Annotated in this window: 14 protein-coding genes; 10 read left to right on the forward strand and 4 right to left on the reverse strand. The window is 49.6% G+C overall.

All coding sequences use genetic code 11. The features are described from left to right. Nucleotides 1-11: 11 nt before the first annotated feature. Nucleotides 12-746: a two-component system response regulator YpdB gene (ypdB, locus tag AL515_RS17030; RefSeq protein WP_048211008.1), complete on the forward strand. Its 735-nt coding sequence runs from the start codon at nucleotides 12-14 to the stop codon at nucleotides 744-746. 82 nt (nucleotides 747-828) lie between these two features. Next, a complete protein-coding gene (locus AL515_RS17035; RefSeq protein WP_071887368.1) occupies nucleotides 829-1,029 on the forward strand; it encodes a hypothetical protein in 201 nt (66 codons plus the stop codon). 108 nt (nucleotides 1,030-1,137) lie between these two features. Here AL515_RS17035 and glk read toward each other — a convergent pair whose 3' ends face one another. Further along, the gene (gene glk, locus AL515_RS17040) at nucleotides 1,138-2,103 is read right to left on the reverse strand and encodes a glucokinase (protein WP_061068245.1); all 966 of its coding nucleotides are present in this window, start codon (nucleotides 2,101-2,103) and stop codon (nucleotides 1,138-1,140) included. Between the two features lie 204 nt (nucleotides 2,104-2,307). On the opposite strand from glk, the gene AL515_RS17045 reads away from it, so the two are divergent. Next, the gene (locus AL515_RS17045; RefSeq protein ID WP_061068246.1) at nucleotides 2,308-3,543 is read left to right on the forward strand and encodes an ion channel protein; all 1,236 of its coding nucleotides are present in this window, start codon (nucleotides 2,308-2,310) and stop codon (nucleotides 3,541-3,543) included. Here the strand turns inward: AL515_RS17045 and AL515_RS17050 are convergent, their stop codons facing one another. Then, entirely contained in the window at nucleotides 3,544-5,196 is a 1,653-nt protein-coding gene (locus tag AL515_RS17050; RefSeq protein WP_061068247.1) for an alpha-keto acid decarboxylase family protein, read from the reverse strand. It lies immediately after the preceding gene. 183 nt (nucleotides 5,197-5,379) lie between these two features. Here AL515_RS17050 and mgrA point away from each other — a divergent pair, with 183 nt between their 5' ends. The 6 genes from mgrA (at nucleotide 5,380) to AL515_RS17080 (ending at nucleotide 11,929) form a co-directional block, all read left to right on the forward strand. Then, nucleotides 5,380-6,369 carry an L-glyceraldehyde 3-phosphate reductase gene (mgrA, locus tag AL515_RS17055; protein WP_061068248.1) on the forward strand — a complete coding sequence of 330 codons (990 nt, stop codon included), beginning with the start codon at nucleotides 5,380-5,382 and terminating at the stop codon, nucleotides 6,367-6,369. 137 nt (nucleotides 6,370-6,506) lie between these two features. After that, nucleotides 6,507-6,833, forward strand: a complete 327-nt coding sequence (gene ypeC, locus AL515_RS17060) for a DUF2502 domain-containing protein YpeC (protein WP_048211003.1) — start codon at nucleotides 6,507-6,509, stop codon at nucleotides 6,831-6,833. Between the two features lie 277 nt (nucleotides 6,834-7,110). Beyond that, entirely contained in the window at nucleotides 7,111-8,316 is a 1,206-nt protein-coding gene (locus AL515_RS17065) for a PfkB family carbohydrate kinase (protein ID WP_061068249.1), read from the forward strand. Between the two features lie 44 nt (nucleotides 8,317-8,360). Beyond that, nucleotides 8,361-9,323 (forward strand): sugar ABC transporter substrate-binding protein, encoded by a 963-nt coding sequence (locus AL515_RS17070; RefSeq protein WP_048211001.1) that lies wholly within the window; start codon nucleotides 8,361-8,363, stop codon nucleotides 9,321-9,323. A 73-nt stretch (nucleotides 9,324-9,396) separates the two neighbouring features. After that, nucleotides 9,397-10,923 carry a sugar ABC transporter ATP-binding protein gene (locus AL515_RS17075; protein WP_061068250.1) on the forward strand — a complete coding sequence of 509 codons (1,527 nt, stop codon included), beginning with the start codon at nucleotides 9,397-9,399 and terminating at the stop codon, nucleotides 10,921-10,923. 13 nt (nucleotides 10,924-10,936) lie between these two features. Further along, a complete protein-coding gene (locus AL515_RS17080) occupies nucleotides 10,937-11,929 on the forward strand; it encodes an ABC transporter permease (RefSeq protein WP_061068251.1) in 993 nt (330 codons plus the stop codon). A 51-nt stretch (nucleotides 11,930-11,980) separates the two neighbouring features. Here the strand turns inward: AL515_RS17080 and AL515_RS17085 are convergent, their stop codons facing one another. Together AL515_RS17085 and AL515_RS24150 are read right to left on the reverse strand one after the other, a co-directional pair. Continuing rightward, entirely contained in the window at nucleotides 11,981-13,219 is a 1,239-nt protein-coding gene (locus AL515_RS17085) for an Nramp family divalent metal transporter (RefSeq protein WP_061068252.1), read from the reverse strand. Next, nucleotides 13,216-13,290 carry a hypothetical protein gene (locus AL515_RS24150; RefSeq protein WP_418219455.1) on the reverse strand — a complete coding sequence of 25 codons (75 nt, stop codon included), beginning with the start codon at nucleotides 13,288-13,290 and terminating at the stop codon, nucleotides 13,216-13,218. Before AL515_RS24150 ends, AL515_RS17085 begins: the two co-directional genes overlap by 4 nt. A 273-nt stretch (nucleotides 13,291-13,563) precedes the next feature. On the opposite strand from AL515_RS24150, the gene nupC reads away from it, so the two are divergent. Then, nucleotides 13,564-14,766, forward strand: coding sequence for a nucleoside permease NupC (nupC, locus tag AL515_RS17090; protein WP_048210997.1), 1,203 nt, complete (start codon nucleotides 13,564-13,566; stop codon nucleotides 14,764-14,766). The last annotated feature ends 2 nt before the right edge of the window (nucleotides 14,767-14,768 follow it).

Genomic DNA, 14,768 nt, shown 5'->3' on the forward strand with positions numbered 1-14,768 from the left:
GGAGTTAAGTTGTGAAAGTCATCATTGTTGAAGATGAATTCCTGGCCCAACAGGAACTTAGCTGGCTGATAAAAGAGCACAGCCAGATGGAGATTGTCGGCACATTTGACGACGGTCTGGATGTGCTTAAATACCTGCAGCACAACCGCGTTGACGCTATTTTTCTGGATATTAATATTCCGTCACTGGATGGTGTGCTGCTGGCGCAAAACATCAGTCAGTTCGCGCATAAACCCTTTATTGTGTTTATTACTGCCTGGAAAGAACACGCTGTTGAAGCCTTTGAACTGGAAGCGTTTGACTACATTCTGAAACCGTACCAGGAATCACGGATTGTCGGCATGTTGCAAAAACTGGAGGCAGCCTGGCAGCAACAGCAAACAGGAACCCCCCTTACCAGCCCGGTGATGCGTGAAAACGATACGATCAACCTGATCAAAGACGAGCGGATCATCGTTACGCCAATCAACGATATTTACTACGCTGAAGCCCATGAAAAGATGACCTTCGTCTACACGCGACGCGAATCGTATGTCATGCCGATGAACATCACCGAATTTTGCAGCAAACTGCCTGCTTCACATTTTTTCCGCTGCCACCGCTCATTCTGCGTAAACCTGAACAAAATCCGCGAGATCGAACCGTGGTTTAACAACACCTATATTTTGCGATTAAAAGATCTGGAATTTGAAATCCCGGTTAGCCGGAGCAAAGTAAAAGAATTCAGGCAATTAATGCATTTATAGTGCGATTAGTCATGATCGTGCGGATCGTTGTAAAATGGCGATCTACTGCCGGTGCTATAAAACGTAATAAAGTGAATTTTCAATGAAATACAGACATGTGCTATCCCAGTTATGTTTTCAGATGCTGGAAATGGGTGCGGATCGCCGTACGGTGAAAAAAGCCCTCACCTCCCGTCGAATGAAGGCACGTCAGGCTGTCGTACTGCTGTGCAAGCAAGAGATGGTGCTACTGAGAGCCGGGAAACTGCCGATACAAAACGCAACAAGCACGACATCTCACTGACAATAACAGGTCGCGAGCTAACTAAACCATTAACTCGCGACCACTTCGCGTACAGAGCATGCTACAGGCTAAACTGAATTAACTAAGAGCAACCTTCCGGCACGAGTCTTACAGAATGTGCCCCAGCGTCTGGCGTAAGTGCGCGCCGGAACCAAGCAGACCTGGATTATCATGCACAATCAGATATACCGGGATATCCTGCACATAGGCTTTAAAGCGCCCTTTATCCTCAAAACCACCGCGAAAACCCGACGCTTTAAAGAATTCCAGGAAGCGCGGCACTATGCCTCCGGCAATGTACACCCCGCCAAACGTCCCCAGCGTTAATGCCAGATCGCCGCCAAACCGGCCCATGATGACGCAAAACAGCGACAGTGCACGGCGACAGTCAATACAGGAATCGGCCAGGGCGCGTTCCGTAATGTCTTTCGGTTGCAGATTTTCCGGCAAACGTCCGTCGGATTTCACAATCGCACGATACAGATTTACCAGCCCAGGACCAGAAAGCACGCGCTCCGCAGAAACGTGACCAATCTCAGCCCGCAGCACTTCCAGGATAATCGCTTCTTCCTCGCTGTTCGGCGCAAAATCTACATGCCCCCCCTCGCCTGGCAGGCTCACCCAGCGTTTATCCACATGAACCAGATGCGCCACGCCGAGACCGGTGCCTGCGCCATAGACCGCAATAGGTTTGCCCTCGACAGGCTCAGCGCCGCCAAACTGGATCAAATGCTCTTTTTTCAGCATTGGGATTGCCATTGATACGGCTGTGAAATCATTGATGATTTCCAGATGGCTAAAGCCCAGATTCTTTTTCATCTCGGTAATAGAAAATGCCCAGGTATGGTTGGTCATGGCCACCCAGTCGCCGGTTATTGGGCAGGCAATAGCGATACAGCCATCTTTGACGCTAACGCTATGCTCATCCAGGTACACGCGCACAACGGCTTCAAGGCTTGGGTAATCCAGCCCGGAATAGGTTTTCGCCTGCGAAATCTCGCCACTGGCAATATCGCACAGAGCAAGACGCGCATTGGTGCCGCCAACATCACCCACTAAAGCATATTTTGTCATTCTTCCACGGCTCCGCTAAAGTCAGAATACATCTTTGTCACACTGTAAATTCATGGGGGCATAACAACAACGCCCTGAAGGCTGATGCCCGTGGAATATCGATCCAGGTCACAGAATTACTTTATCGTTTCAGCACCTTTTGCAGCGATGCCGTTGGGCAGGCTGTGCAAACTACGTCTATGACTCTGCATTAAGGAATAGAAAATGCTCCATCCGCGAGCCAGAACGATGCTCTTGCTATCAACGCCTGCGTTGCTGATTGGTGTAGCGTCCAGCCTGGTGCTGATTGCTGTGATGAAAGTGGCTTCCGTTTTACAGCAATTTTTGTGGGAACGTCTGCCCATAAGCATCGGTATTGCCCAGGATTCTCCATTCTGGATTATTACTATGCTGACGCTTACCGGGGTGATGGTCGGGCTCATCATCCGCTACAGTCATGGTCATGCTGGCCCTGACCCAGCCTGCGAACCCTTAATTGGTATGCCCGTTTCGACGTCTGCATTGCCCGGACTGCTGGCCGCCCTGATAATTGGCCTCGCGGGTGGCGTCAGTTTGGGTCCAGAGCACCCCATCATGACCGTTAACATTGCGCTGGCAGTGGCGATTGGTAGCCGCATGTTTCCGCGAATTGCAAAGCTGGACTGGACCATCCTCGCCTCTGCTGGCACCATCGGGGCGCTATTTGGTACCCCGGTTGCCGCTGCGCTGGTCTTTTCGCAAACGCTGAACAGCTCCAACGATGTCCCCCTATGGGATCGTCTGTTCGCACCGTTAATGGCCGCCGCGGCAGGTTCACTCACCACCAGCCTGTTCTTTCATCCCCACTTTTCATTGCCTATCGCGCACTATACGCAGATGCATCTGGTCGATATCTTCAGCGGCGCGGTCGTTGCTGCCATTGCTATCGCGGCGGGGATGGTGGCCGTGTGGTGCCTGCCTCGTTTGCACCATCTGATACATCGCCTGAAACACCCGGTGCTGATCCTCGGCGTTGGAGGCTTTATCCTCGGTATTCTGGGTGTTATCGGAGGACCACTAACCCTGTTTAAGGGCCTGGATGAGATGCAGCAAATGGCATTTAGCCAGACACTGGGAGCCTCGGACTATTTCATGCTGGCGGTGATAAAGCTGGCTGCACTGGTTGTGGCTGCAGCGAGTGGTTTTCGCGGTGGGCGGATTTTCCCTGCGGTATTCGTTGGCGTCGCGCTGGGGCTGATGCTGCACGCCCATGTCGAAGCCGTTCCTGCCGCGATTACGGTCTCCTGCGCCATTCTGGGATTGGTACTGGTCGTCACTCGTGATGCATGGCTGAGCCTGTTTATGGCGGCAGTGGTGGTGCCGGACACCACCCTACTACCGCTGTTGTGCATCGTTATGCTTCCGGCCTGGCTGCTCTTAGCCGGAAAACCAATGATGATTGCTGACCATCCCGATAAGTAGCTATCCCCCGTTGCGGGATTCCAGCGCACGGGTCACCGTGCGCAAGAGTTCTGGAAGGTCAGCCTTCGGCAACACCACTTCTATCAACGAGAGGCGTTGCGGTTTTGCCAGACGAGCCAGAACCTCTTCCAGTTGGACAGCCTGCTTCACGCGCCAGCATTCCGCCTGACATTCACGACTTAGCGCCTGTGGCACCAGCGTCCAGCTCCATCCGGCTATATCATTGTATCGCTGGTTCGCACCATGAATGGCACGTTCCACGGTATAACCGTCATTATTGAGCAGTAAAATAACAGGAGTTTGCCCGTCTCTAAGCATGGTTCCCAATTCCTGAATGGTGAGCTGTGCCGCACCATCGCCAATAATCAGGATCACCCTACGGTGCGGGAAGGCTGTTTGCGCCCCAAATGCAGCAGGCAAAGCGTAACCGATTGACCCCCATAGCGGCTGGACCAGAACCTCCGCCCCGGCAGGAAGTGACAGCGCAGCTGCGCCAAATGCTGCGGTCCCCTGATCGACAAGGATAATGTCGTCGGGGGCCAGATATTGTTGCACCGTATGCCAGAAATTTTCCTGCGTCAGAGGGCCTTTCTCAACCTGCAGACGCCCGGCACAAGGACGTTCAGGCGGAAGCGAAAACGACATTTCCAGGCACAGTTCCCGTAGCGTAGTAACCGCCTGTTCCATCGGGATGTTAAACCAGCTTCCCCCAACCCGCGACGCATGGGGTTGAACCTCAATAGTGCGCTCGGGAGGTATGTTTTGCGTAAACCCGGCGGTCAGCGTGTCAACAAACCGGGTACCGACGCAAATAATCGTATCAGCATCTTCTATCGCCTTACGCACATAATCACTGCTGGCCCCCGCACTGTATGTGCCCACAAACGCAGGATGCCGCTCATCAAACAATCCTTTGCCCATCAACAGCGTGGCATGAGCCATCGGCGTTTCCGTCATCCAGCGTTGTAAAACGGGCTGCAAGCCAAATCGTAGCGCGAGAAAATCGGCTAATAGCGACACGCGTGAACTGTCCAGCAACTGTTCACGTGCATGATAGCGAAACGCAGCAGCTACACTACTTTCCGGCTCGCTCAAGGGAACAATGAGTATGTCACTCGGTGGTGTAGCAGGTTGTTTCGCAACATCAGCAGGTAGCATCAGGTAACCCGGTCGTCTTTCGGTTAACATCGCTTGCAACACGCGGTCAATTTCATAGCAGGCATTTTGTTCATCCAGCACTGCACTGGCGACCGTCACTGACTGTTGCATACGGTAGAAATGCTGAAAGTCACCGTCGCCGAGAGTGTGATGCATTAACTCGCCACGACGCTGAGCGCTGCGACATGGGGCCCCGACAATATGCAGGACAGGAACGTATTCCGCGTAACTTCCTGCAATACCATTAATTGCGCTTAACTCGCCCACACCAAAAGTGGTAAGCAGCGCTCCCGCTCCGACTACCCGGGCATAGCCATCCGCGGCATACGCCGCATTCAATTCATTCGCACACCCGACCCAACGCACGCTTGAGTGCTCAATGACGTGGTCAAGAAACTGTAAATTGTAATCGCCCGGCACACCAAACAGATGGTCAATGCCACAGCCTGCCAGCCTGTCCAGCAGATAATCAGCAACGGAATACGGGGTTTGCATGACAGCTATCCTTCTGACGGTAACCTCATGTTGAGTATCGAAGAACTGCGATGACTGTCCAGGAATGTCGCTGCGAAGGAGGTGGAAAGCAGGATGTACAGTTTTGGCGATTTAAATTTCCTTGAAGAATCGATTGTGTAACCGTATACACTGAAAGACACATATGTTCTGGAAGGAGGCGACATGGTTTATCAGGCTAACGAAAATCGCTATCACACAATGGAATACCGCCGCTGCGGTCAGAGCGGGCTCAAACTGCCGATTGTCTCTCTGGGTTTGTGGCACAATTTTGGTGATACCACTCAGGTCGAAAACAGCCGGACCTTATTACAGCGCGCCTTCGATCTGGGGATCAGCCATTTTGATCTGGCGAATAATTACGGCCCGCCGCCGGGTTCTGCTGAACGAAACTTCGGCCGCATCCTGCAGGAAGATTTTTTATCGTACCGGGATGAACTGATAATCTCGACCAAAGCGGGCTATACCATGTGGGAAGGTCCCTACGGTGATTGGGGATCGCGCAAGTACCTGATTGCCAGCCTCGATCAAAGCCTGAAACGTATGGGACTGGAGTATGTTGATATCTTCTATCATCACCGCCCTGATCCCCAAACTCCGCTCAGAGAAACCATGAACGCGCTGGATCATATTGTGCGTCAGGGGAAAGCGTTGTACGTAGGACTCTCTAACTATCCGACTGATCTCGCCAGACAGGCGATCGAAATACTCGATGATTTAGGGACGCCATGTCTCATCCACCAGCCGAAATATTCCATGTTTGAGCGCGAGGTAGAGAGGGGACTGCTATCACTCTTACAGGGGAAAGGTGTGGGCAGTATCGCCTTTTCCCCGCTGGCTGGCGGGCAATTAACTGACCGCTATCTGAACGGTATTCCGGCGGATTCCCGGGCAGCGAGCGCCAGTCGTTTTCTCAACCCAGACCAAATCACCCCACAAAAACTGGAAAAAGTCCGTGCTCTTAATGCGCTGGCCGAGCGCCGGGGACAAAAACTGTCCCAAATGGCGTTAGCCTGGGTTCTCCGCGATGATAAGGTGACGTCAGTACTGATTGGTGCCAGCAAACCTGCGCAAATTGAAGATGCCGTTGGCATGCTGGCAAACCGTCATTTATCTCCCGAAGAGTGTGCGGAGATCGACGCCATCCTGGGTTGATGGAAATAAAGACACATTTATTAACAAAAAGTGCGCTCTCTGACGATTTAAGAGTTAAGGCGATGAAACGGGGCTTTACTGCCCCGTAATATTGCGTTAACAGGCCGGCTACGGCTCGATCGTGAAGGAGAGAAAGAATGTTCAGGTCACTGATTCTGGCGGCAGTGTTATTGGCTTTTGCACCGCTGGCCGCAAACGCTGGCGAAATCACCCTGCTGCCGTCGATTAAATTACAAATTGGCGATCGCGATAACTACGGCAACTACTGGGACGGTGGGCGCTGGCGTGACCGGGATTACTGGCACCATAATTATGAATGGCGTAAAAATCGTTGGTGGCGTCATGACAACGGCTATCATCGCGGCTGGGATAAGCGCAAAGCTTATGAGCGTGGCTATCGTGAAGGCTGGAACGATCGCGATGACCATCGCGGGCGTGGACATGGCCACGGGCACCGCCATTAATGTAACAAATCCCCATCATGCGGGGAGTACTGCTCACAAAAATCATCGAGTTACCCAAGGCCTGTGTCTATACCCAGGCCCTTTTTGCATCACGCTTCGCCAATCGCCAGATGACGAGCAGTCAAATCCGCTCCCCTCTGTTTTCCCGTAAATTTCCTGTTCATTTCACAAATTCGCAAAATCGGAAAAAAAAATTCCGATTTATCGTGTTTTTTTTGAACTTTGCGCGATAAATATTAACATTAATTTAATATTATAAAACCTGGGGTGAGCGCTAATGAAAAAACAAGAAAGACAAAAGGCCATTCGGGTTAAGTTAGTAACCGATAAGAAGGTTTATGTTAGCGAATTAGCAAAGGAATTATCTGTCACAACTCGCACGATCCGTAATGACTTAAATGAATTAAGTCAGAATAGTCTTTTCTCGTTATTTCATGGCGGTGCACAAATAAAAAGCGCACCTGATGAATCATTATTTGAGCAGTCTTTCACCAACACCATATTGAATGGGTTCAAAAGCCACAAAGAAATTACATCGGTTCCTGCTCATGCCAAGCAAAACAGCTATATTGATGATAGCATTTACATACTTGGTTCATTTAATATAGATATTGTTTCTGAAACGACGACATTTCCTCAGATTGGCCAGACTATCCGAGCGTCTGCAACCCGTTTTTATGCCGGAGGCAAAGGCACAAACCAGGCAGTTGCCGCAGCTAAAATCAATAATAATGTTCATCTTACCGTTAAGTTAGGAGCCGATGAGTTTTCAAAAAAAGCCAAAAGATATTTAACCAATACTGGAATTTCTTCTTTTTCTTTTTTTGAAAATGAAATGTCATCCACGGGCATTGCAATGGTATGGGTTTCAGGTGCCACAGGTGACAATATGATAAGTATCGATCTTGGGGCCAATGAAACATTTACCCAGGAAGATATTCTATTGGATATTGATACCATTCGTAATTGCAAAGTTTTTTTAACTCAGCTGGAGAATAATTTTCCGATCACGCGTTTCGCTATCATGCAGGCAAAACTCGGAAAATCGCTGGTTGTCCTGAATCCGGCACCTTATGTTTCAGAGATCAAAGAAATATTGCATTTAATTGACATTATTACGCCGAACAAAATTGAAGCTGAAGCGTTATCTGGTATCAACATTGTTGATATCTATTCGGCCAAAAATGCCGCCAGGAGCATTTATGTGCAAGGCGCAAAATGCGTCATTATCACGTTAGGTAGCGACGGTTGTCTGATCTTTGATGGCACAGTTTTCACTCATATTCCTGCCTATAAATCAGCCGTCGTCGATACCAGTGGAGCAGGCGATGCCTTTACCGGGGCACTGGCTGCATGCATTGCAAACGGTAAAGGACTCATCAATGCAGCGCAGTACGCTTCTGCGTTTGCCTCGTTGAAAGTTGAACGTAAAGGTGCATCAAATATGCCCAACAATTCACTCGTTTATCATCGTATGCAGTAGCTGTTTAGAGCATCATTCAGCCCCTACACCTATAGGATAATTTCATGAAAAATAAAATGTTTTATCGTGTTATCGGTGCCACAGTCGGTTTAGCGCTTTCCGCCACTTTCACCGTCCCCGCTTTTGCCGCCGATACTCAGACGCATAAACCTAAAGTCGCGCTGGTGATGAAGTCACTGGCAAATGAGTTTTTCCTGACCATGGAAACCGGAGCAAAAGAGTATCAGAAAAAAAATGCCGACAAGTTTGATTTGATTTCTAACGGCATCAAAAACGAAACGGATACGGCAAATCAAATCCAGATCGTTGAACAAATGATTGTCTCGAAAGCCGACGCGATTATCATTGCGCCATCAGACTCGAAAGCCCTTGTACCGGTCATTAAGAAAGCAATTGATGCAGGTATTATTGTCATCAACATTGATAACAAATTTGATGACAGTGTGCTTAAAGATAAAAACCTGAATATTCCTTTTGTTGGCCCGGATAACCAAAAAGGTGCAAAAGAAATTGGCGATTATTTAGCGAAGCATCTTAAGGCCGGCGATCAGGTTGGTATTATTGAAGGCATCCCTACCTCCAGCAACTCTCAGCAACGTACTCTGGGCTTCCAAAATGCGATGGCGCAGGGCGGCATGAAAGTCGTTTCTGTGCAATCTGGCCAATGGGAAATTAACAACGCCAATGCGGTCGCGGCGGCAATGTTAAGTGAGTATCCTGATATCAAAGCACTGTTAGCCGATAACGATAATATGGCATTAGGTGCCGTTTCTGCCATCCGCTCTGCCGGGAAAAAAGGACAGGTTCTGGTTGTCGGCTATGACAATATCGAAGCGATTAAGCCAATGTTAAATGACGGTCGTGTTTTAGCAACTGCGGACCAATTTGCCTCTCAACAAGCTGTATTTGGTATTGATGCCGCCCTTGATGCCTTAAAAAATGGCAAAAAACAGAGTGAACTCTCTAGCAACGTAGAAACACCAATAAAACTGATCGTCAAACAATAAGCGGAAAACAGTGCGCCGCTGTGGTACTGCCATCAATTGAGTATCAGAGCGGCTTACCGGATAAGGCCAGAATATGAAAAGTGGGCAAGAAATCCTCTCAATACAGGGGGTAGGTAAAACCTACAGTGAACCTGTTCTGGTGGATGTAACGCTAGCATTATATCCAGGAAAAGTACTGGCCCTGACGGGAGAAAACGGTGCCGGGAAAAGTACGTTATCAAAAATTATTGGCGGGTTAACCAACGCAACGACCGGAAAAATGGTTTATCAGGGGCAGCCTTACGCACCTGCGAACCGAAAAGAGGCGGAAAAGCTGGGTATTCGCATGGTTATGCAAGAACTCAATTTACTGCCTACGTTGTCGGTTGCAGAAAACTTATTTCTCGAACAACTTCCGCATCGATTCGGCTGGATCGATCGAAAAAAGCTAGCAGAAATGGCCCGTCCGGTGATGGCAATGGTTGGGCTGCAATCGGTCGATCCAACTACGCTGGTGGGCGAATTGGGTATTGGTCACCAACAGATGATCGAAATCGCCAGAAACCTGATTGGTGAAAGCCGGGTACTGATTCTGGATGAACCGACAGCCATGCTCAGTAGCCGTGAGGTCGAACTGCTGTTTAAACAAATAGCGCTCTTCAAAGCCCGGGGCGTTTCAATAATTTATATTTCTCACCGACTGGATGAGCTTGCGATGATTGCTGATGACATCGCGGTGCTACGTGATGGTCATTTGGTTTGCGTGGACGATATTAAACGCTATACCCGCGATCAACTTGTTTCGTTGATGGTCGGCCGCGATTTAGAAAGTTCATTTGATTTAAGTGGACGCCAGGCAGGTCAACCCATTCTGAAAGTGGAAAATTTTAAGCGTGGAAAAATCATTCGGGACACGTCGTTTACCTTGCACAGTGGCGAAGTGCTCGGCATTAGTGGCCTTGTCGGCTCTGGCAGGACAGAGCTGCTACGCGCTATTTTTGGCGCAGACAAAATAGACAGTGGCACATTACTGATTGGTACGCCACTTAAACCGGTGGTGATCCGTTCGCCTGCACAGGCTATCCGACATGGTATTGCATTAGTCACGGAGGATCGTAAAGGTGAAGGGCTTCTGTTACCACAGTCGGTTGCCGCAAATATCTCGTTGGGAAACAGCGACAAAATTAGCCATTTGTCGGTCGTTAACACATTGAGTGAAACGACATTAGCGAATAAACACATTAAAAGTTTAGGCGTTCGTACAACGAACACTTCACAGGCCGTGGAAAGCCTGTCAGGTGGTAATCAGCAGAAAGTTCTCATTAGCCGGTGGCTGGAACGAGACTGTGAAGTCGTCTTATTTGATGAGCCGACTCGCGGTATTGATGTGGGTGCCAAGCAAGATATTTATCAATTGCTGAATACGTTAACAGCTAAGGGAAAAGGCGTTGTTGTCGTTTCCAGTGACCTACGCGAACTGATGCTGGTTTGCGATCGTATTGCGGTCATTTCCGATGGCAAGTTAGTGAACACATTTACACGTGATAACTGGAGCCAGGATCGCATTTTAGCGGCTGCATTTTCGGCCTATCAGCATTCAGAAGAGACTGTCAGCGAGTAGCCGGGGATAAAAAATGAAAAACAATTTTGCGACAAAACAAGCGGCAGCAGAGAAAAGAAATACACCGACGTCATGGAAAGGCCTAAGTAGCTATATCGGGTTGCTCGGGGCGTTAGCCGCAATGATCGTCCTATTTTCATGCCTCAGTTCTCATTTCTGGAGCATGAACACTTTCAGCACTATTGCAAATCAGATCCCCGATTTAATCGTCATGTCGGTGGGGATGACATTTATCTTAATCATTGCCGGCATCGACCTTTCCGTTGGATCGTTGCTGGCGCTTGCTGCTGCAGTCGTCAGCGTCACCTATTTAAATTTTCATTGGACGCCCTGGCTGGCCGCGCTTTCAGGTGTAGCACTCGCCACATTCGTTGGGGCACTAACGGGTCTGATTACCGTTGCCTGGCGTATTCCGGCGTTTATCGTCTCACTGGGTGTTCTGGAAATGGCCCGCGGAGCAGCGTATCAGTTAACTGACTCGCGGACCGCGTATCTCGGTTCTATTTATGATTATTTAGCCGACCCCATTCTCTTTGGCGTCTCCCCTTCTTTTATTATCGCGATCGTTGTCATTGTTGCCGGGCATCTGGTGCTGACGCGAACCGTATTTGGTCGCCATTTGATCGGTATTGGCACCAATGAAGAAGCCGTTCGATTATCAGGTATAAATCCAGGTCCCTATAAGATTGCAGTCTTTGCCTTGATGGGGGGATTATCCGGTCTGGCCTCGCTGTTTCAGGTTGCCCGCCTTGAAGCCGCCGACCCCAATAGCGGCGTTGGCATGGAACTACAGGTGATTGCCGCAGTTGTGATTGGTGGCACAAGCCTGATGGGAGGACGTGGCTCTATTATCTGTACGTTTCTTGGCGCGTTGATCATTTCCGTTCTGGCTGCGGGACTGGCGCAAGTTGGCGCAAGCGAACCGACAAAACGTTTTATAACAGGAGCCGTGATAATCGTTGCAGTGGTACTTGATACCTACCGTAGCCACTTAAATAAAAAATAATCATGAGGGTTACCCGGCTTGACCGGGTAACCACAGCGGATGAAAGCCCTGCTACAATCCGAGCGCGGTCCCGACCAGCAACCAGATATTCAGTGCCACGACCAGCACCACAATCACCCAGCCAACCTGTTTCACCCAACGGCTATTAACTAAATCCCCCATCAGTTGGCTATTGCTGGTAAAAATCAGTAGCGGTACCAGCGCCAGAGCGATACCAAAACTGAGTAATACCTGACTCATCACCAGTATCCGGGTGGGATCAAGCCCCATTAAAATCACAATAAATGACGGCATCATGGTGACGCTACGGCGCACCCAGAGCGGGATATGAAAGCGGATAAACCCTTGCATAACCACCTGCCCCGCCAGCGTGCCAACCACGGTAGAGGAAAGCCCTGCCGCCACCAGACTTAAACCAAACACGGTTGCCGCAGCATGACTTAACAGCGGTTCAAGCGTCAGATAGGCCTGGTCCAGGTCTGCGATACCAGTATGCCCGCTAAAGTGAAACGCGGCTGCTGCAGTCGCCATCATCGCCAGATTGACAAATCCGGCAATCGTCATGGCGATAGCCACATCCCATTTCGTCGCTGCGTAACGCTGCAGGCGCGTACCACCGTGCAAATGCTGGGTTAAGGAGGAGTGCAGATAAATGACGTGCGGCATGATGGTGGCGCCAAGCACACCGGCCGCCAGGAACACCGCTTCAGAATTAGGCAGGCTCGGTATAACCATCCCTTTGCTCAGCTGCGCAAGGTTCGGTTGGGAAAAGATCAGCTCGACAATATATGCCGCAGCCACGAACAACAACAAACCGCCGATCACTTTTTCCAGGGGTTTCTGCCCGCGGCGCTGCAGCATCAGAATTAAAAATGTCGCAATACCCGTGAGCACAGCCCCCTGCAGCAGCGAAACGCCAAGGATGAGTTTAAAGCCAATCGCAGCGCCAATAAATTCTGCAAGATCGGTCGCCATCGCAATAATTTCGGCCTGTACCCAGTAAAACCAAACCACTGGACGAGGATAATGATCACGGATCTGTTCCGCCAGATTTTTGCCGGTGGCAATGCCAAGCTTGGCCGATAGCACCTGAATCAGCATCGCCATCAGGTTTGCCCAGACCACAACCCACAACAGTTTGTAGCCAAAGCTAGCCCCTGCCTGGATATTGGTAGCAAAGTTACCTGGATCGATATAGCCGATCGCCGCGATGAACGCAGGTCCCATTAATGCGAACTTCAACTTGCGCGCTGCCCGCCCACTGCTACTCTCAACGCGATCGTTAGTCATTTTAGTGCCTCAGAAACATAGCCTTTGCTATGTTTCAAGCTACGCCTATTGAGAATGATTATCAAATTCATTTTAATGGGTGAAGTTGATTTCTCTGATAGCGTTTGTCTATGGAACGGTAAGAAATTTAGAAATGCCGGTAAGATGTTTGATTATTGTTATGAGATTAGCACAGTGACATAACTTTTCACTTCCATACTAAACATAACAGAAGTGTATCATCGATCACTAATTTTGAATCTCGTCACAGGTCCTTATTATAGTGTGTGTTTGATCTCGTTTTCTTTACTGTTGTTACATAGAATGTGCACGAAAACTAAATCTGCCTCAAATTTGGAGCAAATATGGACCGCGTTCTTCACTTTGTCCTGGCCCTTGCCGTGGTTGCGGTACTCGCACTGCTGGTAAGCAGTGACCGTAAAAAAATCCGCATTCGTTATGTTATTCAATTGCTTGTTATCGAAGTGTTACTGGCATGGTTCTTCCTGAACTCTGATGTCGGCCTGGGCTTTGTAAGAGGCTTCTCCGAGATGTTTGAGAAACTGCTCGGATTCGCTAATGAAGGGACTAACTTTGTCTTCGGCAGCATGAACGATAAAGGCCTGGCATTCTTCTTCCTGAAAGTGCTGTGCCCTATCGTCTTTATCTCCGCCCTGATCGGTATTTTGCAGCATATCCGTGTTCTGCCGGTTATCATCCGCGCGATTGGTTTCCTGTTATCCAAAGTGAACGGTATGGGCAAGCTGGAATCCTTCAACGCCGTCAGCTCCCTGATCCTGGGTCAATCCGAGAACTTTATCGCCTATAAAGATATCCTCGGTAAAATGTCTCGCAACCGCATGTACACCATGGCAGCAACGGCGATGTCTACCGTTTCCATGTCTATCGTCGGCGCGTACATGACCATGCTGGAACCAAAATACGTTGTTGCTGCGCTGGTTCTGAACATGTTCAGCACCTTTATCGTTCTGTCACTGATCAACCCTTATACCGTTGATGCCAGCGAAGAAAATATTCAGATGTCCAATCTGCACGAAGGTCAGAGCTTCTTCGAGATGTTGGGCGAATACATTCTGGCAGGCTTTAAAGTTGCGATTATCGTTGCAGCAATGCTGATTGGTTTCATCGCGCTGATCGCTGCCCTGAACGCCCTGTTCGCTACCGTGACCGGTTGGTTTGGCTACAGCATCTCCTTCCAGGGCATCCTGGGTTACATCTTCTACCCGATTGCGTGGGTGATGGGTGTGCCGTCCAGCGAAGCGCTGCAGGTGGGCAGTATCATGGCAACCAAACTGGTTTCCAACGAATTCGTCGCAATGATGGACCTACAGAAAATCGCCTCTACGCTCTCTCCGCGCGCTGAAGGCATTATCTCTGTGTTCCTGGTTTCCTTCGCGAACTTCTCTTCTATCGGTATCATTGCAGGCGCAATTAAAGGCCTGAACGAAGAGCAAGGTAACGTGGTTTCCCGCTTTGGTCTGAAACTGGTATACGGTTCTACGCTGGTCAGCGTACTGTCTGCTTCCATTGCAGCACTGGTGCTGTAAGA

The sequence above is a fragment of the Citrobacter sp. FDAARGOS_156 genome (assembly GCF_001559235.2).
Taxonomy (GTDB): Bacteria; Pseudomonadota; Gammaproteobacteria; order Enterobacterales; family Enterobacteriaceae; genus Citrobacter; species Citrobacter youngae.

Excerpts from the sequence above, each read along its gene's own strand:
- glk (WP_061068245.1), bottom strand. The coding sequence starts at position 2,103 with ATGACAAAATATGCTTTAGTGGGTGATGTTGGCGGCACCAATGCGCGT.
- AL515_RS17065 (WP_061068249.1), top strand. The coding sequence starts at position 7,111 with ATGAAAAAACAAGAAAGACAAAAGGCCATTCGGGTTAAGTTAGTAACC.
- nupC (WP_048210997.1), top strand. The coding sequence starts at position 13,564 with ATGGACCGCGTTCTTCACTTTGTCCTGGCCCTTGCCGTGGTTGCGGTA.
- AL515_RS17050 (WP_061068247.1), bottom strand. The coding sequence starts at position 5,196 with ATGCAAACCCCGTATTCCGTTGCTGATTATCTGCTGGACAGGCTGGCA.
- mgrA (WP_061068248.1), top strand. The coding sequence starts at position 5,380 with ATGGTTTATCAGGCTAACGAAAATCGCTATCACACAATGGAATACCGC.
- AL515_RS17045 (WP_061068246.1), top strand. The coding sequence starts at position 2,308 with ATGCTCCATCCGCGAGCCAGAACGATGCTCTTGCTATCAACGCCTGCG.
- ypeC (WP_048211003.1), top strand. The coding sequence starts at position 6,507 with ATGTTCAGGTCACTGATTCTGGCGGCAGTGTTATTGGCTTTTGCACCG.
- AL515_RS17085 (WP_061068252.1), bottom strand. The coding sequence starts at position 13,219 with ATGACTAACGATCGCGTTGAGAGTAGCAGTGGGCGGGCAGCGCGCAAG.
- AL515_RS17070 (WP_048211001.1), top strand. The coding sequence starts at position 8,361 with ATGAAAAATAAAATGTTTTATCGTGTTATCGGTGCCACAGTCGGTTTA.
- AL515_RS17075 (WP_061068250.1), top strand. The coding sequence starts at position 9,397 with ATGAAAAGTGGGCAAGAAATCCTCTCAATACAGGGGGTAGGTAAAACC.
- AL515_RS17080 (WP_061068251.1), top strand. The coding sequence starts at position 10,937 with ATGAAAAACAATTTTGCGACAAAACAAGCGGCAGCAGAGAAAAGAAAT.
- AL515_RS17035 (WP_071887368.1), top strand. The coding sequence starts at position 829 with ATGAAATACAGACATGTGCTATCCCAGTTATGTTTTCAGATGCTGGAA.